The organism is Halomonas sp. SL18_1 (assembly GCF_055755715.1).
This window is the reverse complement of record NZ_JBVTRK010000001.1, coordinates 3,919,690-3,945,900: the sequence shown is the minus strand read 5'-3', so window position 1 is coordinate 3,945,900 and position 26,211 is coordinate 3,919,690. Positions and strand designations below refer to the sequence as shown.

General features: G+C 67.6%; 21 protein-coding genes, 1 tRNA gene and 10 pseudogenes. 15 read left to right on the top strand and 17 right to left on the bottom strand.

Annotation, left to right across the window (positions count from 1 at the left end; all coding sequences use genetic code 11):
- Positions 1 to 28: 28 nt before the first annotated feature.
- From pilW to trmJ, 8 genes and pseudogenes are all read right to left on the bottom strand, one after another.
- Positions 29 to 766: a type IV pilus biogenesis/stability protein PilW gene (pilW, locus tag ACSJDS_RS20130; RefSeq protein ID WP_473034774.1), complete on the bottom strand. Its 738-nt coding sequence runs from the start codon at positions 764 to 766 to the stop codon at positions 29 to 31.
- A gap of 114 nt (positions 767 to 880) precedes the next feature.
- Positions 881 to 2,007, bottom strand: a pseudogene (rlmN, locus tag ACSJDS_RS20125) (dual-specificity RNA methyltransferase RlmN).
- Between the two features lie 75 nt (positions 2,008 to 2,082).
- Positions 2,083 to 2,508, bottom strand: a complete 426-nt coding sequence (ndk, locus tag ACSJDS_RS20120) for a nucleoside-diphosphate kinase (RefSeq protein ID WP_473034773.1) — start codon at positions 2,506 to 2,508, stop codon at positions 2,083 to 2,085.
- 364 nt (positions 2,509 to 2,872) lie between these two features.
- Positions 2,873 to 3,199 carry a HesB/IscA family protein gene (locus ACSJDS_RS20115; protein ID WP_473034772.1) on the bottom strand — a complete coding sequence of 109 codons (327 nt, stop codon included), beginning with the start codon at positions 3,197 to 3,199 and terminating at the stop codon, positions 2,873 to 2,875.
- A gap of 26 nt (positions 3,200 to 3,225) precedes the next feature.
- The gene (locus tag ACSJDS_RS20110) at positions 3,226 to 4,374 is read right to left on the bottom strand and encodes an aminotransferase class V-fold PLP-dependent enzyme (protein WP_473034771.1); all 1,149 of its coding nucleotides are present in this window, start codon (positions 4,372 to 4,374) and stop codon (positions 3,226 to 3,228) included.
- Between the two features lie 62 nt (positions 4,375 to 4,436).
- Positions 4,437 to 4,910: a Fe-S cluster assembly transcriptional regulator IscR gene (gene iscR / locus ACSJDS_RS20105; RefSeq protein WP_473034770.1), complete on the bottom strand. Its 474-nt coding sequence runs from the start codon at positions 4,908 to 4,910 to the stop codon at positions 4,437 to 4,439.
- A 128-nt stretch (positions 4,911 to 5,038) separates the two neighbouring features.
- A pseudogene (cysE, locus tag ACSJDS_RS20100) lies at positions 5,039 to 5,907 on the bottom strand (serine O-acetyltransferase).
- An 85-nt stretch (positions 5,908 to 5,992) separates the two neighbouring features.
- Positions 5,993 to 6,756, bottom strand: a pseudogene (gene trmJ, locus ACSJDS_RS20095) (tRNA (cytosine(32)/uridine(32)-2'-O)-methyltransferase TrmJ).
- A 212-nt stretch (positions 6,757 to 6,968) separates the two neighbouring features.
- Here trmJ and ACSJDS_RS20090 point away from each other — a divergent pair.
- Positions 6,969 to 7,763, top strand: a complete 795-nt coding sequence (locus ACSJDS_RS20090) for an inositol monophosphatase family protein (protein WP_473034769.1) — start codon at positions 6,969 to 6,971, stop codon at positions 7,761 to 7,763.
- A gap of 111 nt (positions 7,764 to 7,874) precedes the next feature.
- On the opposite strand, the gene secF is transcribed toward ACSJDS_RS20090, so the two are convergent.
- The 5 genes and pseudogenes from secF to queA all read right to left on the bottom strand — a co-directional run bounded on the left by secF (position 7,875) and on the right by queA (position 13,668).
- Complete coding sequence (gene secF / locus ACSJDS_RS20085; protein WP_473034768.1) at positions 7,875 to 8,801, bottom strand: protein translocase subunit SecF; 927 nt, start codon at positions 8,799 to 8,801, stop codon at positions 7,875 to 7,877.
- A gap of 22 nt (positions 8,802 to 8,823) precedes the next feature.
- Positions 8,824 to 10,673: pseudogene (secD, locus tag ACSJDS_RS20080) on the bottom strand (protein translocase subunit SecD).
- A 350-nt stretch (positions 10,674 to 11,023) separates the two neighbouring features.
- Positions 11,024 to 11,350, bottom strand: a complete 327-nt coding sequence (yajC, locus tag ACSJDS_RS20075; RefSeq protein WP_473034767.1) for a preprotein translocase subunit YajC — start codon at positions 11,348 to 11,350, stop codon at positions 11,024 to 11,026.
- Between the two features lie 106 nt (positions 11,351 to 11,456).
- A pseudogene (tgt, locus tag ACSJDS_RS20070) lies at positions 11,457 to 12,574 on the bottom strand (tRNA guanosine(34) transglycosylase Tgt).
- Between the two features lie 53 nt (positions 12,575 to 12,627).
- On the bottom strand, positions 12,628 to 13,668 hold the full coding sequence (gene queA / locus ACSJDS_RS20065; protein ID WP_473034766.1) for a tRNA preQ1(34) S-adenosylmethionine ribosyltransferase-isomerase QueA: 1,041 nt from the start codon (positions 13,666 to 13,668) through the stop codon (positions 12,628 to 12,630).
- 116 nt (positions 13,669 to 13,784) lie between these two features.
- Between queA and ACSJDS_RS20060 the strand changes: the two genes are divergently transcribed.
- The 3 genes from ACSJDS_RS20060 to ACSJDS_RS20050 all read left to right on the top strand — a co-directional run bounded on the left by ACSJDS_RS20060 (position 13,785) and on the right by ACSJDS_RS20050 (position 14,609).
- Positions 13,785 to 13,871: transfer RNA gene (locus tag ACSJDS_RS20060), tRNA-Leu, on the top strand.
- Positions 13,872 to 13,974: 103 nt separating this feature from the next.
- Positions 13,975 to 14,307, top strand: a complete 333-nt coding sequence (locus ACSJDS_RS20055) for a type II toxin-antitoxin system RelE/ParE family toxin (RefSeq protein ID WP_473034764.1) — start codon at positions 13,975 to 13,977, stop codon at positions 14,305 to 14,307.
- Positions 14,304 to 14,609 carry an addiction module antidote protein gene (locus tag ACSJDS_RS20050; protein ID WP_473034762.1) on the top strand — a complete coding sequence of 102 codons (306 nt, stop codon included), beginning with the start codon at positions 14,304 to 14,306 and terminating at the stop codon, positions 14,607 to 14,609. The genes ACSJDS_RS20055 and ACSJDS_RS20050 overlap by 4 nt, the downstream gene beginning before the upstream one ends.
- A gap of 112 nt (positions 14,610 to 14,721) precedes the next feature.
- On the opposite strand, the gene ACSJDS_RS20045 is transcribed toward ACSJDS_RS20050, so the two are convergent.
- Complete coding sequence (locus ACSJDS_RS20045) at positions 14,722 to 15,000, bottom strand: hypothetical protein (RefSeq protein ID WP_473034761.1); 279 nt, start codon at positions 14,998 to 15,000, stop codon at positions 14,722 to 14,724.
- Positions 15,001 to 15,395: 395 nt separating this feature from the next.
- On the opposite strand from ACSJDS_RS20045, the gene ACSJDS_RS20040 reads away from it, so the two are divergent.
- The 5 genes from ACSJDS_RS20040 to ACSJDS_RS20020 all read left to right on the top strand — a co-directional run bounded on the left by ACSJDS_RS20040 (position 15,396) and on the right by ACSJDS_RS20020 (position 18,126).
- Positions 15,396 to 15,578, top strand: coding sequence for a hypothetical protein (locus tag ACSJDS_RS20040; protein WP_473034759.1), 183 nt, complete (start codon positions 15,396 to 15,398; stop codon positions 15,576 to 15,578).
- A gap of 145 nt (positions 15,579 to 15,723) precedes the next feature.
- On the top strand, positions 15,724 to 16,137 hold the full coding sequence (gene rnk, locus ACSJDS_RS20035; RefSeq protein WP_473034758.1) for a nucleoside diphosphate kinase regulator: 414 nt from the start codon (positions 15,724 to 15,726) through the stop codon (positions 16,135 to 16,137).
- A 46-nt stretch (positions 16,138 to 16,183) separates the two neighbouring features.
- Positions 16,184 to 16,801 carry a LysE family translocator gene (locus tag ACSJDS_RS20030; RefSeq protein WP_473034757.1) on the top strand — a complete coding sequence of 206 codons (618 nt, stop codon included), beginning with the start codon at positions 16,184 to 16,186 and terminating at the stop codon, positions 16,799 to 16,801.
- 96 nt (positions 16,802 to 16,897) lie between these two features.
- Complete coding sequence (locus tag ACSJDS_RS20025) at positions 16,898 to 17,374, top strand: response regulator (RefSeq protein WP_473034756.1); 477 nt, start codon at positions 16,898 to 16,900, stop codon at positions 17,372 to 17,374.
- Positions 17,344 to 18,126, top strand: a complete 783-nt coding sequence (locus ACSJDS_RS20020) for an EAL domain-containing protein (protein WP_473035089.1) — start codon at positions 17,344 to 17,346, stop codon at positions 18,124 to 18,126. The genes ACSJDS_RS20025 and ACSJDS_RS20020 overlap by 31 nt, the downstream gene beginning before the upstream one ends.
- 40 nt (positions 18,127 to 18,166) lie before the next feature.
- Here ACSJDS_RS20020 and ACSJDS_RS20015 read toward each other — a convergent pair whose 3' ends face one another.
- On the bottom strand, positions 18,167 to 19,717 hold the full coding sequence (locus tag ACSJDS_RS20015) for an acyl-CoA dehydrogenase family protein (RefSeq protein WP_473034755.1): 1,551 nt from the start codon (positions 19,715 to 19,717) through the stop codon (positions 18,167 to 18,169).
- Positions 19,718 to 19,910: 193 nt separating this feature from the next.
- Between ACSJDS_RS20015 and ACSJDS_RS20010 the strand changes: the two genes are divergently transcribed.
- Together ACSJDS_RS20010 and ACSJDS_RS20005 are read left to right on the top strand one after the other, a co-directional pair.
- Complete coding sequence (locus ACSJDS_RS20010; RefSeq protein WP_473034754.1) at positions 19,911 to 20,390, top strand: NUDIX hydrolase; 480 nt, start codon at positions 19,911 to 19,913, stop codon at positions 20,388 to 20,390.
- Positions 20,391 to 20,469: 79 nt separating this feature from the next.
- Positions 20,470 to 20,954 (top strand): annotated as a pseudogene (locus ACSJDS_RS20005) (glutathione peroxidase).
- Positions 20,955 to 20,964: 10 nt separating this feature from the next.
- On the opposite strand, the pseudogene ACSJDS_RS20000 reads toward ACSJDS_RS20005, so the two are convergent.
- Positions 20,965 to 21,345: pseudogene (locus ACSJDS_RS20000) on the bottom strand (DUF7079 family protein); the annotation flags it as partial.
- 180 nt (positions 21,346 to 21,525) lie between these two features.
- Between ACSJDS_RS20000 and fabV the strand changes: the two are divergent.
- The 3 genes and pseudogenes from fabV to ACSJDS_RS19985 all read left to right on the top strand — a co-directional run bounded on the left by fabV (position 21,526) and on the right by ACSJDS_RS19985 (position 24,115).
- A pseudogene (gene fabV, locus ACSJDS_RS19995) lies at positions 21,526 to 22,721 on the top strand (enoyl-ACP reductase FabV).
- A gap of 66 nt (positions 22,722 to 22,787) precedes the next feature.
- A complete protein-coding gene (locus ACSJDS_RS19990; protein WP_473034753.1) occupies positions 22,788 to 22,988 on the top strand; it encodes a hypothetical protein in 201 nt (66 codons plus the stop codon).
- 149 nt (positions 22,989 to 23,137) lie between these two features.
- Positions 23,138 to 24,115, top strand: coding sequence for a GlxA family transcriptional regulator (locus ACSJDS_RS19985; RefSeq protein ID WP_473034752.1), 978 nt, complete (start codon positions 23,138 to 23,140; stop codon positions 24,113 to 24,115).
- 24 nt (positions 24,116 to 24,139) lie between these two features.
- Here the strand turns inward: ACSJDS_RS19985 and ACSJDS_RS19980 are convergent.
- Positions 24,140 to 24,765: pseudogene (locus ACSJDS_RS19980) on the bottom strand (class I SAM-dependent methyltransferase).
- A gap of 205 nt (positions 24,766 to 24,970) precedes the next feature.
- Here ACSJDS_RS19980 and ACSJDS_RS19975 point away from each other — a divergent pair.
- Positions 24,971 to 26,184, top strand: a pseudogene (locus ACSJDS_RS19975) (aspartate aminotransferase family protein).
- Positions 26,185 to 26,211 lie beyond the last annotated feature (27 nt).

Here is a 26,211-nt window from a genome sequence, read left to right as displayed (position 1 = left end):
CTGAGCATCCTTCGTCATGAAACGTTGATCAGGGAGCGCCACTCGGGGAATCCTGGGTGCGTAAGGCGGTGCCGGGCGCGCCACCGGCGTCGGCAAGGTCCCGGGCCAGCGCCTGGGCCGCCGGTGTCGAGCCGGCCAGGCGCATGAAGCCCTCGAGCTGCCGCTGGGCGCGCTCGAGGTTGCCCGACGCCAGCTCCAGCTCCGCCAGGGTGAAGTAGCTGCGCGGGTGGCGCGGGTCGATCGACTGGGCGCGCTCGAGGCTGGTGCGCGCCGCGGCCGTGTCGCCCATGTCCCACTGGCACTGGCCAAGGTTGGCGAACAGCTGCCCGCGGCTGGCATATTGGGTGTCCCGGGACGCCTCTTCCAGCTGCTCGCAGGCCTCGCGGGTGCGGCCGCGGTCATACAGGTAGGCCGCATAGTCGTTACGCGCCCGGGTAAAGCCGGGATCGGCCCGGAGGGCCCGCTGGAACGTTGAGTCGGCCAGCTCGTGCTCCCCCTGGCGCTGGTAGACGATGGCCATGGCCTGGAGCGCCTCGGGACTTCTGGGGGCGATCTCCAGGGCGCGGTTCAGCGCCGACATGGCCCGGCTCAGGTTGTCCCGCTCCAGATAGGCCGTGCCCAGCTGGGTATAGGCCTCGGCAGGGCCTGGCACGTCGCCGGCTCGCTCGCCCTGTGCCGCGCAGCCGCCAAGCCACAGCGCCCCGGCCAGGATGGCCGCCAGGCGCAGCGGCGTCGGTCGGTGGAGCAGGCGGGGGCGGCGCGTCATGGCATCCTCTTCGTCACGGCTTGCGGCCGTCTGACAACGGCTGCGCCCGGGTGGCCGGTAAAAGCCTGACCATCAAAGCGCTGTGCCGGGTTGAAGTCAAGGCAGGCGCCGCCTTCAGTCGGCGTCGATCTGGATCGAGCGGATATAGCGCTCATGGCGGCGTGTGCGGTCCTTAACCCTGCCCACCAGCTGGCCACAGGCGGCGTCGATGTCGTCACCGCGGGTGGAGCGGATCGGCGCCGTATAGCCCAGCTCATAGAGCCACTGCTGGAAACGCATCGTCTGGTTGCGCGAGGGTTTCTCGTAGCCCGAGTGGGGAAGGGGTTGAAGGGGATCAGGTTGATCTTGCACGGCAGCTCCTCGAGCAGCGCGGCCAGCTGTTCGGCATGCTCCCGCTGGTCGTTGATGTCCTTGATCAGCGTATATTCGATGGTCACCATCCGGGTGTCGTCGCACTTGGCCAGATAGCGCTGGCAGGCGTCGAGCAGCATGCGGATGTTGTACTTGCGGTTGAGCGGCACCAGTTCGCTGCGTAGCGCATCGGTGGCGGCGTGCAGCGAGATCGCCAGGCTCACGTCGAGCTCGTCGCCGAGCTTGTCGAGCATCGGTACCACCCCGGAGGTGGAGAGCGTCACCCGACGCTTGGAGAGGCCGTAGCCGTTGTCGTCGAGCATCAGCTTCATGGCCGGCACGACGTTGTCGTAGTTCATCAGCGGCTCGCCCATGCCCATCATCACCACGTTGGTCACGGGGCGGTTGGCGGTGTCCTTGCGGGGGCCGCCGCTGCGGCTGGCCACCCACACCTGGCCGATGATCTCGGCGGCGCTGAGGTTGCGCTGAAACCCCTGCTTGCCGGTGGAGCAGAAACTGCAGTCAAGTGAACAGCCCACCTGGGACGAGACGCACAGGGTGCGGCGCTTGCCGTTCTCGGCCGGGATCAGCACCGTCTCGACATAGCTGCCGTCCTCCACTTCCAGCACCCATTTGCGGGTACCGTCGCCGGAGGTGCCTTCGTAGACCACCCCGGGACCGCGGATCTCGGCGACCTCGGCCAGGCGGGTGCGCAGGGCCTTGGAGAGGTTGGTCATGGCCTCGAAGTCGTCGCAGCCTTCGTGGTGGATCCACTTCATGACCTGGGCGGCGCGGAACTTCTTCTCGCCGATGGAGAGGAAGAAGGCTTCCAGCTCCTCGCGGGTCAGGCCGAGCAGGTTGGTCTTCTGGGGAGCGGTATTGGCGGTCATGGCATCAGGGACGTCGGAGGGGCAAGGGCGGGGGCGTGTCGCCCCCGCGCAGCAGGTGTCAAGCCGGCGCCTGCCTCAGCGTGCGCAGATCTCGTCGGCACCGAAGAAGTAGGCGATCTCGCGCTCGGCGGATTCCGGAGAGTCGGAGCCGTGCACGGCGTTGGCGTCGATGGTCTCGGCGAAGTCGGCGCGAATGGTGCCCGGCGCGGCCTCCTTGGGGTTGGTGGCGCCCATCAGGTCGCGGTTCTTGGCGATGGCGTCCTCGCCTTCCAGCACCTGCACCACCACCGGACCGGACGTCATGAAGCCGACCAGGTCCTTGAAGAAGGGACGCTCCTTGTGCTCGGCGTAGAAGCCGCCGGCCTTCTCCTCGTCGAGCTTGAGCATCTTGGCGGCCACGACTTTCAGGCCGGCTTTCTCGAAGCGCGAGATGATCTCGCCGATGGCGTTCTTGGCAACGGCGTCGGGCTTGATGATGGACAGGGTGCGCTGGGTAGCCATGGGCGTATCTCCGAATGGGTCAGTAGCGGGCGGTGTTCCGCCGAGATGAAAACGTTCGCTGCAGATGCAGATAGCGTCGCGCCGCCCCGGGCTCCCTGGGGAGCGAGGGCGGCGCGCGCAGCGTGATACGGTGCGGCCTGGGCCGACTGGGCGCGTAGTATAGCGCCGCCGGACGGCGTTGAACAATCGTCACCGGCACCCCAGGACTATCACCGTTAGCAGCACCGCTCGGGGCTGATCCGGGAGCAGGCCGACGAGGAGGCGCTGTGAACCCCTCCTCGGGCGCTACCGATGCCATCCATGGCATCGGACCTCCTCGTCGGCTTACTCCCGGCGCCTCTCAGGCCTTGGGAGTGCCGTAGGGTTACACGGTGAAGCTCTCGCCGCACCCACACTGATCCTTGACGTTGGGGTTGTTGAAGCGGAAGAAGCGGTTGAGCCCTTCGCTGACATAGTCCACCTCGCTGCCGTCGAGCATCTCCAGGGCCTCGGGAGCGACGAACACGGTGACCCCGTGCTCCTCGAAGGTGGCGTCGTTGGCGGCCGCCTCGTCGGCGAAGTCGAGGACGTAGCTGTAGCCGGAGCAGCCGCTGGGTTTGACCGAGACGCGCAGGCCAAGGCCGTGGCCGCGCTCCTCGAGCACCCGGCGAATCTGGTCGGCGGCGGCGGTGGTGATCGAAAGTTGCGCCATGGTCAATCTCCTGCAGGTGGACGAGGCTAGCGACGCAGCCCCGGCAGTGCATGGTGCAGGGCATCCAGGGCCCTGTCGATATCGGCGTCGGTGGTGAAGCGGCCGAAGCTGAAGCGCAGCGACGCCAGCGCCAGGCGACGCGGGACGCCGATCTCCTTCAATACATAGGATGGCTCGACGCTGGCCGAGTTGCAGGCCGATCCCGTCGAGAGGGCGATCTCGCGCAGCGCCATCAACAGCGACTCGCCGTCGACGCCCTCGAAGGCGAGGTTGAGAATGTTGGGTACCGAGACCTCGCGAGTGGTGTTGCAGTGAATGCCGTCGAGCCCCGCGAGGCCGTTGAGCAGTCGGTCGCGCAGCGTGGCAATATGCGCCTGGTCGGTCGCGCTCTCGGCGGCGGCCAGGGCGCAGGCCTCGCCCATGCCGGCGATCTGATGGGTGGGCAGGGTGCCGGAGCGCATGCCGCGCTCATGGCCGCCGCCGTGGATCAGCGCCTCCAGGCGTAGCTCGGGGCTGCGCTTGACGTAGAGCACGCCCACCCCCTCGGGGCCGTAGGCCTTATGGCCGGAGAGCGACATCAGGTCGATGCCCAGCGCCTTGACGTCGAGGGGAATGCGCCCCACGCCCTGGGCGGCGTCGACGTGGAAGACGGCGCCGCCGGCATGGGCCACCTCGGCCAGCGCCGCGAGATCGTGGATGGCGCCCAGCTCGTTGTTGACCGCCATCAGCGACACCAGCGCGGTGTCGTGGCGCATGGCGTCGCGCAGCTGGTCGGGCGTCACCCGGCCGTCGCGGCCCGGGGTCAGCCAGGTCACGTCGAAGCCCTCGGCCTCGAGCGCCTTGGCGGTATCGACCACCGCCTTGTGCTCGATGGTCGAGGTGACCAGGTGCCGGCCGCGCTCCCGGTTGGCGCGCATGAAGCCGATCAGCGCCAGGTTGTCCGACTCGGTGGCGCCGCTGGTCCAGACGATCTCGCGCGGGTCGGCGCCGATCAGGTCGGCCACCTGGCGGCGGGCGCTCTCCACGGCCTGCTCCGCCTGCCAGCCGAGCATGTGGCTGCGCGAGGCGGGGTTGGCGAAGATGCCGTCCAGGGTGAGGTGGCGGGCCATGACCTCGGCGACCCGCGGGTCGACCGGCGTGGTGGCGGCATAGTCGAGGTAGACGAGGGCGCTCATGGGCTCGCGGGGGTCTCCGGTTCTGGGGCTGTCATGGTTGGCGGGGCGCGACGGCGCCGGGTTCAGGGCGGCGAGGTCAGAATGGTGTCGCTGTCCCGGCTGCGCTGCCGCTGGCGGGCGGCGATGCGCCGCACCTCGCCGTTGTCGACCAGCTGGGCGAGTGTGATGCCGTCGAGAAAGCCGCGGATCTGCTCGGAGAGGTCGCACCACAAGTGGTGAGTCAGGCAGGTGTCGCCCTGCTGGCAGTCGGACAGCCCCTGGCAGCGGGTGGCGTCCACCGACTCATCGACCGCATCGATGACCCGAGCGATGGACAGCGCCTCGGTCGGCATCGCCAGCAGGTAGCCGCCGCCGGGTCCGCGTACGCTCTTGACCAGCTCGGCGCGGCGTAGCCGCGCGAACAGCTGCTCGAGGTAGGGCAGCGAAATCTCCTGGCGGCGCGAGATGTCGGCCAGGCTGGTAGGCCCCTTCTCGGCGTTGAGGGCCAGATCGAGCATGGCGGTGACGGCGTAGCGTCCCTTGGTGGTCAAACGCATGCTGGGCTCGTTAAACGCATGGGGAGCGTACCTCGGCGCCGGTGGCGGGCTGGTGCTCGGGGAGCGAAGCGGCCGGGCTGCCAACCGCAAGATTCAGACCCCATTATGATAAAGCCCAAGCGCCGTGGTCAACCATTGCCCGAATCGCCCTCCGGCTTGCACTGTCGGTCGCTGCGGCGTGTCGACGGCTCGGCTTCGGTGGGCCCGCAGCAGCGCTCCACGTCGGCAAGTATCTCGGCGAAGTCCTCGTCGCGCAGCTCCGGCAGGCGGCCATCGCGGTAGCCGGCATCCAGCTTGCGCAGGGTGCTGCACATCCGCTCGATGCGCTCGTCCACGGCGTGCATGTGATCGAGCATCGCCTGGATGGAGCGCGCCACCGGGTCCGGCATGTCCTCGCTGACGCCGTAGGCGTCGAAGCCGAACTTCTGGCGGATCGCCTCGCGGCGCTCGGGGTCCACGGCCAGCGCCTCGGCGCTGTCGGGGTCGGGGCGCTGGACGATCTTGCCGGGGATGCCGACCACGGTGGCGCCGGGGGCACCGCCTTGGTGACCACCGCGTTGGAGCCGACCTTGGCGCCGGTGCCCACGGTGAAGGGGCCGAGGATCTTGGCGCCGGCGCCGACGATCACCCCGTCCTCCAGGGTCGGGTGACGCTTGCCCTTGTGCCAGCTGGTGCCGCCCAGGGTCACCCCCTGGTAGAGGGTGACGTCATCGCCCACCTCGGCGGTCTCGCCGATCACCACGCCCATGCCATGGTCGATGAAGAAGCGCCGGCCGATCTTGGCACCGGGGTGAATCTCGATGCCGGTCATCCAGCGGGAGAAGGTCGACAGCGTGCGGGCCAGCCATTTGAGTCTCTTGCCCCACAGCCAGTGCGCCAGGCGGTGGAGCAGCAGGGCGTGCAAACCGGGGTAGTTGGTCAGCACCTCCAGGAAGTTGCGGGCGGCGGGGTCGCGGGAAAAGACGCTGTTGATGTCCTCGCGCAGTCGTTGAAACATGCGGCGGTCCTTGGGTGGCAGGGCGTGTGACAGGGTGTGCGGCGACCGGGTATCGATCACTATCTGGGGGCGGCAGGCATTGGCTTCAAGGCCTGGGCTCGCGCTCGTCCTGGGCCGTCCGAGCCTGCTTCTCGGTAGCGGAGAGGATGCCGCGCAGGATATTGAGCTCCATGCGCTCGGGGCGCGCCCTCAGGGTGAAGCGCCGCAGCCGGGCCATCAGCTGTCGCGGCAGCGACGGGTCGTGAAAGCCGATGGTGACCAGGGTGCGCTCCAGGTGGTCAAAGTAGTGCTCCAGCTCCTCATGGCTGGCCAGCGGCTGATGGGGTACCGGCGCCGCTTCGGGCGCATCGCCGCTGGCCAGCCAGGCCAGGCGGCACTCGTAGGCGAGCACCTGCACGGCGGCGGCCAGGTTCAGTGAGCTGAAGTCCGGGTTGGTGGGGATGTGCACATGGGCATGGCAGCGCTGCAGCTCGGCGTTGGTTAGCCCGCTGTCCTCGCGGCCGAAGACCAGGGCCAGGCGGGCGCCGTCGCCGGCCAGCTCCGCCGGCAGCCGCTCGCCCAGGGCCCGGGGGAGATCATCGGCCAGGGCAGGGTGCGCGAGCGGGCGCTGGCCCCCACCACCAGGGTGCAGTCGCTCACCGCCTGCTCGAGGGTCTCGACGGTGCGGGCACGGTGCACCAGGGCATCGGCGCCCGAGGCGCGGGAGATGCTGTCGCTGGTCAGTGGCTCGCAGCGCGGCGCCACCAGAGCCAGGTCGGCCAGCCCCATGTTGTGCATGGCACGGGCGGTGGCGCCGACGTTGCCGGGGTGGCTGGTGCCGATCAGAACGATGCGGATGCGCTCGAGCATGGGGCTTCTCGTAAGGCTGGTGGAACGGTAAGTGGGGAGTCTAGCATGCTGGGGCGAGGGGCGAGGGGCGAGGGGCGAGGGGCGAGGGGCGAGGGGCGAGGGGCGAGGCCGATGGCGCTCGTCGCGTCCTTCTGCTAGGATTCGCGCCGACCCGTTCGCCTCCAGACGAACCGCTTCGTTCTTTAACACCACCGACGCTCCAAGGCCCGATCATGCATCCGATGGTCCAATTCGCGCTGCGCGCCACGCGCAGCGCCGCCGAACAGTTTTTGCGCATTCGCGAACGTATCGAGAATGCCCATGAAGAACACAGCCTCGAGCGCCTGCTCGAGGACGCCGCCCGCAACGCCGAGACGCTGATCGTTCGTCAGCTCAGCCGTGGCTATCCCCAGCATGCCATTGCCGGACGCTTTACTCCCTACCGCGCCGGTGAAGGCGAAGGGGAGGATATCGAATGGCGGATCGAGCCCTTCCACGGCTATTCCAGCCTGGGCGTGGCCGGCAAGGGCTTCGCCCTGTCGCTGGTCTGCCTGGTCAAGGGACGCCCGGAGCATGCGGTGGTGATCTGCCCCTTCAGCGATGACGAATACCTGACCAGCCGCGGCCGCGGTGCCCAGCACAACGGCAAGCGCATCCGCGTGCCCAAGACTGCCGCCATCGCCGGGGCGCGGCTGGCCATGGGGCTGCCGGAGAGCGAGCGGCGTTCGCGCCACCTGCCCGCCTACCTGACCCTGATCCAGCAGCTCGGTCCCCAGCTCGAGACCCAGCTGGCCAGCGGCAGCGGCCTGCTGGACATGGCCGAGCTGGCCGCCGGCCGCGTCGACGCCGCCTTCGTGCTGGGGCTGGAGGAGCAGGACCGCCTGGTCGGCAGTCTGCTGCTCAAGGAGGCCGGCGCGCTGATGGGCACGCCGGACGGCAAGCCCGCCATGGAGACCGGAGGGCTGCTGATGGCTGCCGGCCCGCGCCTCTACAAGGCCTTGGTTCAGCAGCTCAAGCCGCATTTCTGAGCCATAAGCTTTATGCCTTAAGCTATAAGAAAACCCCACTCGCCTGACAGCGGTGGGGTTTTTCGTTTTCCCATAAATTGATGCTGACCAACAGCTTACAGCTTACAGCTGTCAGGGCAGCTCCTCCTCCGCCTCGGCGTCCTCCTTCTTGGGCGGGATCAGGTCCTTACGCTCCAGCTTCACGGCGAGCAGCAGGGCGGCCGCCACGTAGATGGAGGAGAAGGTGCCGACGATCACACCGAGGATCAGGGCGATCGAGAAGTAGTGGATCATGTCGCCGCCCAGCAGCAGCAGCGCCATCAGTACCAGCAGGGTGGTACCAGAGGTCGCCAGCGTGCGGGACAGGGTGAGGTTGATCGCTTCGTTGAAGATCGCCGGCATGTCGTCGATGCGCGACTTGCGGATCGTCTCGCGGATGCGGTCGTAGACGACGATGGTGTCATTCAGCGAATAGCCGATTACCGCCAGCAGCGCGGCCAGCACGGTGAGGTCGAAGTCGAGCTGGAACAGCGAGAAGATGCCGACCACGATCAGCACGTCATGCATCAGGGCCAGCAGGGCGCCGATGGCGAACTTGTACTGGAAGCGGAAGGCCACGTAGAGCATCACGATGCCCAGCGCTACCAGCAGGCCCATGCCGCTGCGGTCGCGCAGCTCTTCGCCGACCTGGGCGCCGACGAATTCGGCGCGGACCAGCTCCACGGTATCACCGTCGGCCCGCAGCAGGCTGACCACCCGGTCGCCGACCTCGGGGTCGAAGGCCTGTTGCAGGCGAATCAGCACCTCGGTAGAGGCGCCGAAGGTCTGCACCGAGACGTCGCGGAACCCGGCGGCCTCCAGGGTCTGGCGCACGGCGTCCAGGGAGGGCGCCACCGCATAGCGGACCTCCACCAGGGTTCCCCCGGTGAAGTCCAGACCCAGGTTGAGCTGCTGGAAGAGCAGCGAAAGGATCGACACCAGGATCAGAGCGGCCGAGATCGCGAAGGCGACCTTCCGCTTGCCCATGAAGTCGAACTGTCGATTGACGAGGGCTTTCATAACCACCTCATGTTGGTGAGCCTTAGATCCACAGCTTCTTGACCGGCTTGCCGCCGTAGGTGAGGTTCACCATCGAGCGGGTCACCAGCAGGGCGGTGAACAGCGAGGTGAGGATCCCCAGCGACAGGGTCACGGCGAAGCCCTTGACCGGCCCGGTGCCGATCGAGAACAGGATCACCGCCACCAGCAGCGTGGTGATGTTGGCGTCGAGGATCGAGGTAAAGGCGCGCTCATAGCCGGCATGGATCGCCTGCTGGATCGATAGCCCGCCGCGCAGCTCCTCGCGTATTCGCTCGAAGATCAGGACGTTGGCATCCACCGCCATGCCGAGCGTCAGCACGATACCGGCGATGCCGGGCAGGGTGAGGGTGGCGCCGAGCATCGACATGGCCGCGATCAGCAGGGTCAGGTTGAGCGCCAGGGCGACGTTGGCGAAGAGGCCGAACATCTTATAGCGAATCAGCATGAAGGCCACCACCAGCAGCAGCCCGATCTGCACCGACATCACGCCCCGCTGGATGTTCTCGGCGCCGAGGCTCGGGCCGATGGTGCGCTCCTGGACGAAGTAGATGGGGGCGGCGAGCGAGCCGGAGCGCAGCAGCAGGGCGAGTTCCCCGCCTCGGTGGGCGAGTCGAGCCCGGTGATGCGGAAGCTGTTGCCCAGCGCGCTCTGGATGGTGGCCAGGCTGATCAGGCCGCGCTCGGTGTAGGGCTCGCGAACTTCCACTTCCTCGCCGTCTTCGATGACCACCCGGTCGCGGGTCTTGTGCTCGATGAACAGCACCGCCATGTTGCGCCCGATATTGGTGCGGGTGGCGCGGTTCATCAGGGTGCCGCCGGTGCCGTCCAGGTTGATGTTGACCTGGGGGCGGCCGTTTTCGTCGAAGCTGCGGTTGGCGCTGGAGACGCTGTCGCCGGTGATGATGACGTCGCGCATCAGGTCGGCGGTGCGATTGGGGTCGTTGCGGAAAGCGAACGTCTCGGTCTCGGCGTCCGGGGTATCCGGGCGCGCCTCGAGGCGGAACTCGAGGTTAGCGGTGGCGCCCACCACTCGCTTGGCGGCCACGGTGTCTTGCACCCCCGGCAGCTCCACCACGATGCGATCCGGTCCCTGGCGCTGCACCATGGGCTCGGCCACGCCCAGCTCATCAACCCGGTTGCGCAGGGTGGTGAGGTTCTGGTTGACCGCGTAGTCCTGAATCTCGTTGACCGCCGTGTCGGTCAGGGTCATCACCAGGCGTGACCCGCGGCCGTCGCCTTCGCTGGCGTAGTCGAAGTCGCGGAACTCGCGGCTGATCAGCCGGCGGGCGTTGTCGCGGTCCTCTTCGTTGGCGAAGGAGAAGGTCAGGGTGCGCTCCTCGATCTCGGTGCCGCGATAGCGGATGCGTTCGCTGCGCAGCTGCTCGCGCATGGCGCTGGCGTTGACCTCGAGGCGCTGGGTCAGAGCGGCGTCCATGTCCACTTCGAGCAGGAAGTGCACCCCGCCGCGCAGATCAAGACCCAGGGTCATGGGCGAGGCGGCGAGCGACCGCAGCCAGGCCGGGGTCGAGTCGGCGAGATTGAGCGCCACCACGAAGTCGTTGCCGAGCATGTCGGCGATCAGGTCGCGGGAGCGAATCTGGTCGTCGGCGTCGTCGAGCCGGATCAGCACCCGGGTGTCGTCGATGTCGACGCGCTTGATATCGATGCCGGCATCGCGCAATGACTGCTCGATGCGCTCGAGTTGGCCCGCCTCGACGGTGGCGTCGCCGCGGGCACTGCTGATCTGGATGGAGGGATCTTCCGGGTAGAGATTGGGCAGCGAGTAGACCAGGCCTACCAGCAGCACAATGACTATCAGCAGGTACTTCCAGAGGGGGAAACGGTTGAGCATGCGAGCCCTGCCCTTGGTTGCTGAAACGAGATGGCTGAGAACGGGTTGCCGCAAAGGGGCTAGGAGCCTGTCGGACTTAACGCTGATCTGCTGCGAAACCCGGGCTTTCGGCCAATTTCATTCGATCTGATTCGTTAAATAGCGCGCTATTCGCCTCATCAGATCGATAAACTTGTCTCGAAATCCGTGTTCCTCGCGACGATCGGTCAAACCCGACAGGCTCCTAGCGCAACGTCAGCTCGGCCGCTGCCCCCGGTGGCCTAGAGGCACCGGGGACAGCGGCCGCTGTACGTCCCTCGCCGCTATCCGGCCCGGGCGGGGCCAGCCGGCAAGGGCGTGGGGCGACAGCATCAGATGGACTTGATGGTGCCCTTGGGCAGCACGGCGGCCACGGCGTTCTTCTGTACATTGACCTCGGTGCCGTCGGAGATTTCCATGCTGATGAACTCGTCGCTGACCTTGGTGATGCGACCCACCAGGCCACCGCCGATGACGATCTCGTCACCCTTGGAGAGGCCGCCGATCAGCTCACGATGCTGCTTGGCGCGCTTTGATTGGGGGCGCCACAGCAGGAAGTAGAAGATCAGCACGAAGCCGACCAGCATGATGATCTGGGCCATGCCGCTGCCGGCCCCGGCGTCCTGGGCGTAGGCCGGTGAGATGAAGAAATCCAGCATGAAGGTGCGTCTCCTAGGTTGTCTGAAACGGAGTGGTCCGAAAGGTCGTCAGGCAATGGCGCCGCTGGCGGCTGCCGGGCGCCCGGCCCGGGTCACCGGCCACGGATCAATTCGGTGCGGGAGGTGTTGGCAGCCCGCGCTGCGCATAGAAGCCTTCCACGAAGTTCGCCAATGTACCCGCTTCGATGGCACCGCGCAAACCGGCCATGAGCCGCTGATAGTGGCGCAGGTTATGGATGGTGTTGAGCATCGAGCCGAGCATTTCGCCGCAGCGGTCCAGGTGGTGGAGGTAGGCCCGGGAGAAGTGCTGGCAGGTGTAGCAGTTGCAGCCCTCTTCCAAGGGGCGAGTGTCGTGACGGTACTTGGCATTGCGGATCTTGACGGTGCCTTCGGCGGTGAACAGGTGGCCGTTCCTGGCGTTGCGGGTGGGCATCACGCAGTCGAACATATCGACCCCGCGGCGTACGCCCTCCACCAAGTCCTCGGGTTTGCCCACGCCCATCAGATAGCGGGGGTAGTTCTCAGGCATCCACTGGGGGAGATAGTTCAGCACCCCGATCATCTCCTCCTTGGGCTCGCCTACCGAGAGGCCGCCGATGGCCAGGCCGTCGAAGCCGATCTCCATGAGCCCCTTGAGGGACTGCTCGCGCAGCTCGGGATACATGCCGCCCTGAATGATGCCGAACAGCGCCGAGGGAGAGTCGCCGTGGGCGTCTCGCGAGCGCTTGGCCCAGCGCAGGGAGCGCTCCATGGAGAGCGCGGCCTCCCGCTCGGTGGCCGGGTAGGGGTGCACTCGTCGAAGATCATCACCACGTCGGAGCCCAGCGAGCGTTGCACTGCCATGGACTCCTCGGGGCCCATGAACACCTTGGCGCCGTCCACCGGCGAGCGAAAGTGCACGCCCTGCTCGGTGATCTTGCGCATCTCGCCCAGGGAGAAGACCTGGAAGCCGCCGGAGTCCGTGAGGATCGGCCGCTGCCACTGGGCGAAGTCGTGGAGGTCGCCATGGCCCTCGATCACCTCGGTGCCGGGGCGCAGCCAGAGGTGAAAGGTGTTGCCGAGGATGATCTCGGCGCCGATCTCTTGCACCGACTGCGGGGTCATGCCCTTGACGGTGCCGTAGGTGCCCACCGGCATAAAGGCAGGGGTCTCCACCGTGCCGCGGGGGAAGGTCAGGCGGCCGCGGCGCGCCCGGCCGTCGCTGGCCAGCTGTTCGAAGGACATGAAGCATTCGTTACGCATGGAACTCTCTTCTTTCTGCAAGGCCCTCGAAAGGTTCAGGGCGTCTTGCGGGTCAAGTACATCGCATCGCCGTAGCTGAAAAACGCATAGCGCTCGGCGACGGCTTCGCGGTAGGCCGCCATGGTGGTCTCATGCCCGGCGAAGGAGGCCACCAGCATCAGCAGGGTGGATTCCGGCAGGTGGAAGTTGGTGATCAGGGCGTCCACGCAGCGCCACTGGTAGCCCGGGTAGATGAAGATATCGGTCTCGCCGCTGTAGGGGGCAATCTCACCGCTGGTGCGCTTGGCGCAGGCGCTCTCCAGGCAGCGCACGCTGGTGGTGCCCACTGCCACCACGCGGTTGCCGCGACGCTGTGTCGCACGCACCTGCTCGCAGACGGCCTCGCTGACCTCGATCCATTCGCTGTGCATCTGGTGCTCGCGGATATCCTCGGCGCGCACCGGCTGGAAGGTACCGGCGCCCACGTGCAGGGTGACGAAGGCGCTGGCCACGCCTTTCTCGGCAAGCGCCGCCAGCAGCGGCTTATCGAAATGCAGTCCGGCGGTGGGGGCGGCCACGGCGCCGTCGCGGCGGGCGTAGACGGTCTGATAGCGGTCGCGGTCGGCCAGCTCATCCTCGCGGTCGATATAGGGCGGCAGCGGCATATGGCCGTGCTGCTCCAGCAGCTCGATCAGTGGCGTTTCGCCGAGAAAACGCAGCTCGAACAGCGCCTCGCGACGCCCCTCCACCACGGCACGGATGCCGCCCTCGAAGACCAGCTCGGTGCCCGGCTTGGGTGACTTGCTCGAGCGTAGATGCGCCAGGCCGCGATGGGCGTCCAGCGGCCGCTCGAGAAGCAGCTCCACCTTGCCGCCGCTGGCCTTGTGGCCGTGCAGGCGGGCGGGAATCACCCGGGTGTCGTTGAATACCAGCAGGTCGCCGGGGGCCAGCAGCTCCAGCAGGTCGGGGAAGCGGCGATGCGCCAGCGCGCCGCTGGCGCCCTCCACGCACAGCAGGCGGCAGTCGCTGCGCTGTTCGGAAGGGTAGCGGGCGATCAGCGCCTCGGGCAGTTCATAGTGAAAATCGGCGCGCTGCATGGGCAGTATCGGAATCCGGTGGCTCTGGGCAAGCCGCTAAGGATACCGCTTCACCCGGACGAAGTCAGGCCCGCGATCGACCTCCTGCGGGGCCCACGTATAATGCTTCGCGCGTTGCCGGCGTGGCGGAATTGGTAGACGCAGCGGATTCAAAATCCGCCGGGTGCAAGCCCTTGTCGGTTCGAGTCCGACCGCCGGTACCATCAAGCAGCAGCTTGTTTCTCCTTCCTTACCTCGCATTTCCTGCCATCATGACTGGGCTCTGTGCCCGTTCTTCCTAGTAGCTTTTAGGCTACAATGTTCTCGATGATGGAGCTGACGCACTACCTCACCGCTGATGGCCATGCCCCCTTCCAAACCTGGCTGGATGCCACCAAGGCCAAGGATCGTCAGGCCGCCATGCGCGTGCTGACACGCCTCAACCGCTTGGCCGCTGGCAATGCTGGCGACACCAAGTCCGTGGGTGATGGAGTGCTGGAGCTGCGGATCGACTACGGCCCTGGCTACCGGGTGTATTACGCCAAGGTGGGCAGGCGCCTGGTGATGTTGTTGATCGGGGGCACCAAGAAGCGCCAGCAGGCCGACATCGAGAAGGCCAAGGCGTTTCTGGCCGACCACCGAAGGAGATCCCGGAGATGAAAAGCCACGACGATGCTGTGATTGAGATGCTGCGCGATGACCCGGCGATGGCCGTTGACTACCTGCGCGCCGCCTTCGATGAGCTGGACGAGGAGGGCGGAGAGTCTGCCTTTCTGATGGCCCTACGCCATGTGGTGGAAGCCCAGGGTGGCATGGCTGCTGTGGCCGAGCGTGCCAAGGTCTCACGGGAGAGCCTGTACCGGGCGCTCTCTCCCAAGGGCAATCCCACCTTGCGCACCATGACCGCCGTCATCAAGGCGACCGGTATCCACTTCCACGACCTGACGCATCATGCTTCGTGAGGTGGTCGGCAAGCGTGGCAGGGTGTGGCATCCCGTATCGCCCTAGCGCATTTCGAGTATTGGGATAGGAATTGGGATACGAGCGGCTGCTGGTGTTTCTGCGCACCCCGCGTCAGCCCTCGGCCACCGTCTGGTCGCTGCCATCCTCCCTTACGGGCTGGCATTTTCGCCGCCGCGCAGCCGCCGGCTCGCGATGGCAGATGGCCATGGCCCCGTCCAGGCTCGTGGCTACGCCGTCCCAAGGTAGCGGTGAGCCGGCCAGGTGGCAGTGGTAGAGAGCATCGTCATCGACCTCGACGCGATGAATGTCGTTGCCCTGATCATCCTGCCACCAGTCGGCGTGAACATGCTGCCAGTGGGGCTGCAGTGGCTTGGCAAAGGTGATGTTCATGGCGGCTGTCCCTCCTCGAATGAGCCTTGCTGGCCGCCGTGCCAGGTGCACGCTGTTTTCTCATGGTGCGGGCTTCCTGCCCGGGCCTGCGGCGTCGAGAGCCCGCCGCCTGGTTCCTTGTCCCCTATTAGACAGGCTAGTAGAAAAACGGTGTTTGTAAACGCTGTTCTTTAATCTGTTGCCACTCCCTGAGCGCCAGACCACGACACCGTCGCCTGGAACGCCGCTAAGCTGTGTCAAGAGAAGGGAAGTGCTCGCCTCATGGCCAGAGTGCCTCGGGCTGTGCTTAGCTGAGAGCAGCAGGCATGGCGGGAGTGAGTTGCACGGTGCACGTCCCGCAGCCGGCCCCTTCGCTGGGCGCTGCTCGGTAGCGAGCAGGAAGGGTCGGATAACCCATGAGTCACGGGAACAAGGAGTCCGCTATGGGGGTGAAGTGGTTCGCCGCGGTGCTGATCGGGCTGGGCCTGGCGCTGGCGCTGTTCGGCCTGCAGGCCTGGAACCCGGTCGCCTTCGTCGGGGTAGCGCTGACGGCGCTGGGCGTGGTGGTGCTGGTGACCGCCCGTCGCTCGCCTCGTTAGGGAGCGTCGATAGGGCCTGACAGGGCCGCTGCTTGGGCTTATGATGGCCAAAGCCACAGTCCTTCTCCCGCTTGCGGGCGAAGGACTGTTTTTGTTGCACGGTCGGCGTTGCGTCTAGGCAGCGTTGACTGGCTGAGGAGGTGCTATGTCGTCCCGTCCCCCCATCATCATCAACCGCCTCGATGCCGAGCGGCTGCAGCGCCTGATCGACGCGGCGAGCGATAAGGATCGCTTCGTGGCCGACCTGCTGGAAGTCGAGCTTGAGCGGGGCGAGGTCATCGACCCGGAGGATATCCCCGAGGACGTGGTCAGTATGAATAGCCAGGTGCAGTTTACCGACCTGACCCGCGGCCGGCAGATGATCCGCACCCTGGTCTACCCGCATGCCCTGGCCGACACCGAGGATGGCCTCTCGGTGATGGCGCCGATCGGCGCCAGCCTGATCGGGCTGCGCATCGGCGATACCATCGACTGGCCGCTGCCGGGCGGCGGCGAGGCAACGCTGCGCATCGATGCCATCCTCTGGCAGCCGGAGCGCGAGGGGCAGTTCCACCGCTGAGCCGTCAAGATGGCCGAAGGCTCGACACCTGAAAGGAGAGACAAGGATGCCGTTCACGCTATGGATGTCGCTGGTAGCGGTGTGCGCCATGGGGGCCATGTCGCCCGGGCCCAGCCTGGCGCTGGTGCTGCGCCATACCCTTGGCGGTGGGCGCGCCCCGGGGGTGATGGCGGCGCTCTCCCATGCCTTGGGGGTGGGGTTCTATGCCCTGCTTACCGTCTGGGGGCTGGGCGCGCTGATCGTGCGCTTCCCGCTGCTGTTCCAGCTGATTACCTGGGCCGGGGCGGCCTACCTGGCCTGGCTGGGTATCCAGGCCCTGCGGGCCGGGCGGGGCGGCACGCTGGAGGCCAGCGGCCTGGCCACCACTCGCGGCCAGGCGGCCCGCGACGGCATGCTGGTGGCGCTGGGCAACCCCAAGCTGATCCTCTTCTTTATCGCCCTGCTCAGCCAGTTCGTCACCCCGGAGATGAGCCTGGCCGCCAAGGCGATCATCGTGCTCACCGCCATGGTCATCGACGGTGGCTGGTACGTGCTGGTGGCGGTGTCACTCTCGCACTCCCGCGTGCTGCCCTGGCTGCAGGCCAGGGCCCACTGGATTCACCGCTTGACCGGGGTGATCCTGCTGGCCCTGGCCCTTCGGGTGGTGCTCGGCCCGATCGGCTGACCGGCAGCTGCGTTGACAGCAAGTGCCGCATCGCTGGGATGCTCGCGGCTCGGCGATGCTAGCCTCAAGGCTGTTGCCTGAGCGGACACCCTGCCGATGCACCATCAGCCAAATCCACCGCGCACCCTGGCGCTGGTTCTCGATGAGGACCCCGACGTGGTTGCCATTCTCTCGCTGCAGCTTCACCTGCTGGGCATGGAGAGCCGCTGCTGTCGGCGAACCCTGTCGCTGCTCGACGAGGTGGCCGCCTGCCAGCCCGAGCTGGTGATCATGGGGCTGGAGTTCGGCGACCCGGACGGCATCGCTCTGCTGCGCAAGCTGGCTGAACAGGAGTATGCCGGCTGGGTGCTGCTGCTCGGTGGCGTCGAGCGCAAGATCTCGCGCATCGCCGAGCGCGTAGGGCAGACCCTGGGGTTGCAGATGCTGGGCTCGCTGGACAAGCCCATGCGTCTGGCCGAGCTGCGCCAGCGGCTGAGCGGGCTGCGCATCGGCCGGGAGCCGGCCATCGTCCCCGAGAGCGCCCCTTCTTCTCCGCCGAGGAGCTGGAGCGGGCCCTCGAGCAGGGCGAGCTGACTCTCCACTATCAGCCCCAGTTCGAGCTGGTCAGCGGGCGGCTCAGCGGCGTTGAAGCGCTGGTCCGCTGGGTCCACCCGGAGATCGGCCTGATCGGGCCGGCCAGCTTCCTGCCCATGCTCACGCCCGGCCAGAGCCGGCGCCTGACCCGCCACGTGCTGCACCAGGCGCTGGTCGATGCCGAATGCTGGCAGCGCCTGAGCCTGGCGCTGTCGGTATCGGTCAATGTCACCGCCGATGACCTGATGGCGCCGGACCTGCTGGCCCGGACCCGTCAGCGGATCCCGGGAGCGTCACCGCCGGTGGTGCTCGAAATCACCGAGACGGCGGCCATGGACGATGAGCTGTTGGGATCGGAGATTGCCGCCCGGCTGCATCTGGCCGGGCTGGAGGTGTCGGTGGATGACTTCGGTGTCGGCTTCTCGTCTCTCTCCCGGCTGCAGATGCTGCCGATCAGCGAGCTCAAGATCGACCGCAGCTTCGTGCGCCACCTGCAGGACGACACCCAGGACGCCGCCATCGTCGAAGCGGTGGCGCTGCTGGGGCGTCGCCTGGGGATCCGGGTGGTCGCCGAAGGCGTCGAGGAGTTGGAGTGCCTAGGCCTGCTGGCTCGCTTCGGCTGCACCCATGTGCAGGGCTTCGGCCTGTCGCGGCCGGTGCCCGCCGAGGCGATTCCCGGCCTGGCGCTGGCTCAGTCGCCGATACGCGCCAGGATCGCCGCTAGCGGCGCATCGCCTGGCAGCACGCCGTAGACCGGGGCCGCCTCGACGCCGAGCCGGGTGCGACAGAAGGTCATGGCCACCTCGCTGGGGCATGGCGCAGCAGCAGCGAGGCCTGCAGGCACTGGGCCAGACGCTGGGTGAGCCAGCGGGCGCGGGGCTCCAGGGCCTCGGCGGAGCGCCCCAGTTCGCGCTCGAGCCCGGCCAAGGCGAGGTCGAAGTCGGGCTGCTGGCCGTGGGCGGCGGCGAGCTCGTCGTGCAGGGCCTGCAGCGAGGCCGGATGGCGCGCCAGGACCCGCAGCACGTCGAGGCAGATCACGTTGCCCGAGCCCTCCCAGATCGAGTTCACCGGCGCCTCCCGGTAGAGCCGCGCCAGCGGTGTCTCCTCCACGTAGCCGATGCCGCCGAGACACTCCATGGCCTCGGCCATGAAGCCCGGGCCGCGCTTGTTGTGCCAGTACTTGGCCAGCGCCGGCAGCAGCCGGGCCAGCGCCGCTTCCCGATCATCGCCCCGGGCGGCGCCGTCGAAGGCCCGGGCGGCGCGCAGCACCAGGGCGGTGCCTGCCTCCACCTCCAGCGCCAGGTCGGCGATCACCGCGCGCATCAAGGGCTGCTCGGCCAGCGCTCGGCCGAAGGCGTGGCGCCCCCGGGCGTGGTGCCAGGCCTCGGTCAGCGCCTGGCGCATCATGCCCACCGGCGCCGTGGCGGCGTCCAGCCGGGTCTGCTGGACCATGTCGAGGATGGTGGCTACGCCGCGGTCGGGCTCGCCGATAAGCGTCGCCCAGGCGCCGCGGTACTCGATCTCGGCAGAGGCGTTGGCGCGGTTGCCGCATTTCTCCTTGAGCCGCTGCAGTTCGATGGCGTTGCGCTCGCCGTCCGGGGTGAAGCGCGGCACCAGGAAGCAGCCCAGCCCGCCTTCGGTCTGGGCCAGGGTCAGGAAGGCGTCGGACATGGGGGCGCTGCAGAACCACTTGTGACCGGTGAGTCGCCACGCCTCGCCCGCCGGCTCGGCACGGGTGGTGTTGCGGCGCACGTCACTGCCGCCCTGCTTCTCGGTCATTGCCATGCCCAGGGTCAGGCCGTGCTTCTCCGACGCCGGCAGGGTGCGCGGGTCATAGGCGTGGGCCAGCAGGCCCGGCGTCCAACGCGCCTCGACCTCCGGGTCGCGGCGCAGCACCGGCATGGCGGCATGGGTCATGGTGACCGGGCAGCAGACACCCGGCTCGGCCTGGGTCAGCAGGTAGAGGGCCGCCACATGGGCCTGGTGGCCGCCGCGTCCCTCCTCCTCCCAGGCCACGGCATGCCAGCCGTTTTCCAGCGCCAGCGCCATCAGCGAATGGTAGGCCGGATGGTAGCTCACCTCGTCCAGCCGCCGGCCGTGGCGGTCGAACAGCCGCAGCTCCGGCGGATGGTGGTTGGCGGCTTCGCCCAGGGCGGCGACCCGGGGGCTGCCGACCTCGCGGCCCAGCGGGGCCAGGCGCTCGACAACCCAGGCAGGCGCCTCCCGCGCCAGCGCCTCGCGCAGCGGGATGTCGCCGGTAAGCCGGTCGCGTTCGCCCGGCGGTGCGGGCTGGTTGTTCACCTCGTGGGTTGCCAGCCGCGTGCGGGGTGCCCGGTCGGTCATGGCAGCGCTCCTCGGGGGCCTGTTCGCAGCATGGTCACTGCGCCCGCGGCGGTCAACGTGACGATGCGCGTGACGCGGTGGCGAGGGCTGGGTAGGCTGGGGGCAGACTTGCTGTGGAGAGAGCCGTGACGGTCCCCGCCCCCTCGACCAGGCGCTGCCGGCGCCGCGCATTGCCGACGAGTCCATCCAGCTGGTGGATGCCCGCAACCGCCCCTGCGGCAGCGCTCCGCGGGCGCTGATGCGCCGCTTCCGGTTCTGGCATCGCGCGACCTATGTGGTGGTGTGCAATGCCCGCGGCGAGCTCTGCGTGCAGCGCCGCACCCTGACCAAGGAGGTGTTTCCCGGCGCCCTCGACCTCGCCGCCGGTGGCGTGGTCGGTGCCGGGGAGGCGGTGCACGTGGCGGCTCGCCGTGAGCTGGCCGAGGAGCTGGGGATCCGCGGAGTGCCGCTGCGCTATGCGCTGCAGTTCGTGCATGCCCGGGGCGGCAACCATATCTTCGGCAGCGCCTTCGTCGTCGACTACGATGGCCCCCTGACCCTGCAGGCCGACGAGGTCGCCGAGGCCTTCTGGGTCCCCCTGGGCGAGGCGCTGACGATGGCCCAGGTCACCCCGGATACCCGCCAGGCGGTGGAGGCGCTGGTGCGGGAAGGCTGGCTTAACGCGCCGGCATGACGCCGCCGGCGGCCGCGGCGGGCTGGCGCCGCCGCAGACGACGTGGCATCGTGATAGGTGACTCCAAGGCAGGCAAACCATGTCCATTCATGACCATGAATGCCGCACCTACAGCGGCGAACCGTTCAATCTGGCAGCCCTGCAGGGGCAGGTGCTGTTGATCGTCAATGTGGCCAGCCGCTGCGGCTTCTCCTCCCAGCTGCGCGACCTGGAGCGGCTCTATCGTCGCCATCGCGAGCGGGGCTTCACGGTGCTCGGCTTTCCCTGCAACCAGTTCGCCCGCCAGGCACCGGAGTCGGCGCTGGATTTCTGCGTCCACTGCTCACGGGAGTACGGCGTGACCTTCCCGCTGATGCAGAAGGTCAAGGTCAATGGGCGCGGCGCGCATCCGCTGTTCGTGGAGCTCAAGCGCGCAGCGCCGGGGGTGCTGGGCACCACGGTAATCAAGTGGAACTTCACCAAGTTTCTGGTGGCGCGCGACGGGCGCGTGCTGCAGCGCTTCTCACCGGGGAGAACGGTGAGGCCCTGGAGCTGGCCCTGGAGCGGGCTCTGGATGAACATTGAACTCAGTGGGGCGTTTCGCCCGGGCGACCATCACCCGCAGCATGAGCTCGTTCCAGCGGTGGCGTGTCATCATGGTGGTCAGCCCCGAGAACAGCGACCAGCTCATGCGTCGCCAGCCCTTGAGCCGCAGGTTGTGGGCCACCAGCCGCTGCATCAGCTTGTAGTCGTCGAACTCTCGCCATTCGCCTGCCATGGACATCTGGTTGCGCGCCAGCACCGGCGCCAGCTCGATGCGAAAGACCCACTCCAGCTCGTTCAGGGTCAGGTCGTGGCGCTCGATCACCTCCACCATCCGCGCGAAATCGCGCTCGCTCGGTTCGCGGTCTAGCCACAGCGGGGCCAGCGCCAGCCACAGCTCGCCGCGCTCATCGACCAGCGTCTGCGCATCCATCGTCGTCTCCTGCCTGCGCGTTACCCGAGAAGGCATCCTGCCCACTCGGCGGCGCGGCTCAAGAGCGGGGCAGGACAGGGGCGGACAGGACGGGTGGCGGCCGCTAGAATATCGCCATAGCCTACTTTACTCGCTCGGGCGGCGCCTGCGGGGCGCCCGCCATCAACAACGAGGTCTGTCGTGATCATCAAACCCAAGGTTCGCGGTTTCATTTGCACCACTACCCATCCCGTCGGCTGCGAGAAGAACGTGCTCGAGCAGATCGAGGCGACTCGCGCCCGCGGCCTGAACGCCCAGCAGGGCCCCAAGAAGGTACTGGTCATCGGCGCCTCCAGCGGCTATGGCCTGGCGGCGCGTATCACCGCCGCCTTCGGCTACGGCGCCGACACCCTGGGGTCTTCTTCGAGAAGCCCGGCAGCGAGAAGAAACCCGGCACCGCCGGCTGGTACAACAGCGCCGCCTTCGACCGCTTCGCCAAGTCCGAGGGGCTCTACAGCCGCTCGATCAACGGCGACGCCTTCTCCCATGAGGTGCGCGAGAAAGCCATCGAGCTGATCCAGCAGGACCTGGGGCAGGTCGACCTGGTGGTCTATTCGCTGGCCTCGCCGGTGCGCAAGCTGCCCGACTCGGGCGAGCTCAAGCGCTCCAGCCTCAAGCCGATCGGCGAGACCTATCGCGCCACCGCCATCGACACCAACAAGGACACCATCATCGAGGCCGAGGTCGAGCCCGCCACCGAGCAGGAGATCGAGGACACCAAGGCGGTGATGGGCGGCGAAGACTGGGAGCTGTGGATCGAGGCCCTCGACCGCGCCGGCGTGCTGGCCCCCGGCGCCCGCAGCGTCGCCTTCAGCTATATCGGCACCGAGATTACCTGGCCGATTTACTGGCATGGCGCCCTGGGCAAGGCCAAGGAGGATCTTGACCGCGCCGCCGGCGAGATCGATGCCCGACTCAAGGCCAGCGGGGGCGGGGCCAACGTGGCGGTGCTCAAGTCGGTGGTGACCCAGGCCAGCGCCGCCATTCCGGTCATGCCGCTCTATATCGCCATGGTCTACAAGGTGATGAAGGAGAAAGGCCTGCACGAGGGCACCATCGACCAGCTCAACCGGCTGTTCGGCGACTGCCTCTACGGCAGCGACTGCAAGATCGACGAGGCGGGCCGGCTGCGTTTGGACGACTGGGAGCTGCGCGACGACGTCCAGCAGGCGTGCAAGGCGCTGTGGCCCAAGGTGACGACCGAGAACCTTTTCGAGATCACCGACTATGCTGGTTACAAGCACGAGTTCTTGAAGCTGTTCGGGTTCGAGCGCGACGACGTCGATTACAATGCCGATGTGAACCCGGACGTGAGCTTCGATGTCGTGACGGTATAGTCCCGGCGAATCGAGGGTTCCTCTCCGATTCGCCGGGCAGAGCCCATGAGCCGATGGAGAGCCGCGATGGACACCAAGGAAAGCAAGACCTTGGAAGAGGAGCGCCAGCACCTCAAGGAAGTGAGGGAGCCGGAGGATTTCGACAACCCGGAGCCGGACGAGGATCAGCCGGAGGCCAAGCAGTCGCCCCAGAACCTGCACTGGGTGCTGCTGGTGGCGGCGCTGATCGCCGGGGCGATTCTGATCTTCACGCTGGTCTGGCCCTGAGGCCCCCACCCGCCGGCCCGGCGATCGGTAAGGGCCGTTCGCGTTGAGCGAGCGGCCCGATAATCGCTGCGTTGCCAGCCGATGTTCGGCGCGGCCCGTGCCAATCGAGTAAGATCACAGCCTCGATTCGGCTCACGGCGCTGCGTTCCATGCCCGATACCCCCATCCCGCAATCCGCGACATCGCCGACCCGTCGGGTCGGCGTTCTCACCCTGCCCGGCTTCTCGCTGCTCGCCCAGGCCTGTGCGCTGGAACCGCTGATGGTGGCCAACCAGCTGGCCGGCTGTCGCCTCTACCGGGTGCAGGCCTTCAGCGCCGACGGCCGTGAGGTGCCGAGCCTGGCCGAGCTAAGCCTCGCCGCCGGCCAACCCGTCGAGAGCGTGCCGGATGAGCTGGAGATGCTGATCGTATGCGCCCCGAGCCCGCTGCCTGCTGCCGTCGAGTCGCTGCCCCTGGCCTGCCTGCGCCGGCTGGGGCGCAGCGGCGTGGTGCTGGTGGGGGTCGGTGGGGGGACCGAGTTGCTGGCCCGCGCCGGCGTGCTGGACGGCTACCGTGCCACCCTGCCGTGGCAGCGTTTCGCCGCCTTCACCCGCGCCTTCCCGCGGGTGCGACTCACCCAGCAGCTGTTCGAGATCGACCGTGACCGCCTCACCTGCGGCGGTGGCACGGTGGCGATGGACATGATGATGACCCTGATCGCCGCCCATCACGGCAGCGAGCTGGCCGAGCGGGTCTCCGAGCACTTCGTGCTGGAGCGCATTCGCATGGCCGACGAGCCCCAGCAGGTGCCGCTGCGTACCCGCCTGGGCCATGCCCCGGCGCAGCTGGTGGATGCGGTACAGCTGATGGAGGCCAACATCGAGGAGCCGCTGACCACCCATGAGCTGGCCGAGCACCTGGGGATCTCGCGACGCCAACTGGAGCGGCTGTTCAAGAAGTATCTGCAGGCGGTGCCCGGCCGCTACTACCTCGACCTGCGCCTGCAGGAGGCGCGTCGGCTCCTGCGCGAGAGCGAGCTGCCCGCCGGGGAGATCGCCCTGAAGACCGGCTTCTCCTCGCCGGCCCACTTCTCCACCGCCTACCGCAACCACTTCGGAGTGACCCCGCGCGAGGAGCGGCTGGGCTGAGCGCCATGGCGGGTCTGTCGCCGCTCAGGTGTCGGCTGCCTTGTGGGCTAGCAGGGTGCGAAACAGCGACCCCATCAGCACCGGCCGGTCGAGGGTGACGGTGAAACCGGCGGCTTCCAGCAGGGGCGGGCCTGGCGGGTGATATCGGTGGCCAGCGCCGAGGTCAGGACGTTGAGCGCTCGGCGCGTCACCCGGGCAGGGGACTCATCGGCCTGGAACTTGTCCATCACGCACAGCTGGCCGTCTGTGTTCAGGACGCGGTGGGCCTCGGCCAGGCCCCGCTCGGGGTGGGGCATCACCGCCAGGATCAGGTGCATGATCACCGCGTCGAAGCTGCCGTCAGGGTAGTCCAGCGCCTCGGCGTCCATCACGCGACAGAGCGCGTCAATGCCCAGGTGCTCGGCACGGGCTTCCAGGCGCTTGACCATGGCCGGCGACAGGTCGGTGGCATGCAGCTCCACGTCCCGCGGCAGCCAGGGCAAGTCCAGCCCGGTGCCGGCGCCGACCAGCAGCACGCGCATGCCGGGTTGCCAGTCCACCTGCTCCAGGGACACCTGGCGTGCCTTGCGAAAGGCGCGATCGGCCACCGCATCGTAGATCGGCGAGTAGAGGCCGTAGCGGATTCGATTCCAGCGGGTGGTATTGAACATGGCTCGCTCCTTGCCAGACCAACAGTCTAGCAGCCTGTGGGACTTAACACTGATCCGCTACACGATCCTGACCGGCGGTGATGACACCCTGCGGTCACAGCCTTTTTCACAAGTCGGGGTCCCATTGCTGAAAGCCAGCGCGAGGCGCGCTCCCTATACTCGGGTGATACTTCGCTTGCCTATTTCTCGATGGAGGGAGACCGACATGAGCCAGACCCCGACCCGCGCCGATTTCGATCAGTACATGGTGCCCAACTACGCCCCCAGGCCGCCATCCCGGTGCGCGGTGAAGGCAGCCGCCTGTGGGACCAGCAGGGGCGCGAGTACATCGACTTCGCCGGTGGTATCGCGGTGAACTCCCTGGGTCACTGCCACCCGGTGCTGGTCGAGGCGCTCACCCAGCAGGCGGGCAAGCTCTGGCACCTCTCCAACGTCTACACCAACGAGCCGGCCCTGGCGCTGGCGCGCAGCCTGGTGGAGCGCACCTTTGCCGACAAGGTATATCTCTGCTCCTCGGGCGGCGAAGCCAATGAGGCGGCGCTCAAGCTGGCGCGTCGCTGGGCCCACGATACTGCCGGCGAGCACAAGCACCGCATCGTCTCCTTCTCGCAGTCGTTCCACGGCCGTACCTTTTTCACCGTCAGCGTCGGCGGCCAGCCCAAGTACTCCCAGGGCTTCGGGCCGGTGCCCGGCGGCATCGTCCACGGCGAATTCAACGACCTGGACAGCGTGCGCAATCTGATCGATGACGACACCTGCGCGGTAATGGTCGAGCCGATGCAGGGGGAGGGCGGCATCGTGCCGGCCACGCCCGAGTTCCTGCAGGGGCTGCGCGACCTGTGCGATGCCCACGATGCCCTGTTGATCTTCGACGAGGTGCAGACCGGCGCCGGCCGAACCGGCAGCCTGTTCGCCTACATGGAGTACGGCGTCACGCCGGATATTCTGACCAGCGCCAAGTCGCTGGGCGGCGGTTTCCCGGTGGGCGCCATGCTGACCACCGACCGCATCGCTCCCTCCATGGCCATCGGCACCCACGGCTCCACCTATGGGGGCAATGCCCTGGCCTCCGCGGTGGCCCTGGCCGCCGTCGAGCATATTGACACCCCGGAGGTGCTGGCCGGCGTCAAGCGTCGCCACGATCTGTTTCGCGAACACCTGGAGGCCATCAACCGCCAGCACGGCGTCTTTCAGGAGATTCGCGGTATGGGGCTGCTGATCGGTGCCCAGATGGCGCCCGAGTACGAGGGGCGCGCCAAGGATATCCTGCCGCTGGCCATCGAGGAGGGACTGATGGCGCTGATCGCCGGCCCCAACGTGCTGCGCATGGCCCCCTCGCTGGTGATTCCCGAGGCGGATATCAGCGAGGGCATGGCGCGGCTCGAGCGCGCCGTGGCGAGGCTGGTGGCCGGCCAGTGAGGTCCGGGCATGCCCCGCAAGACGTCG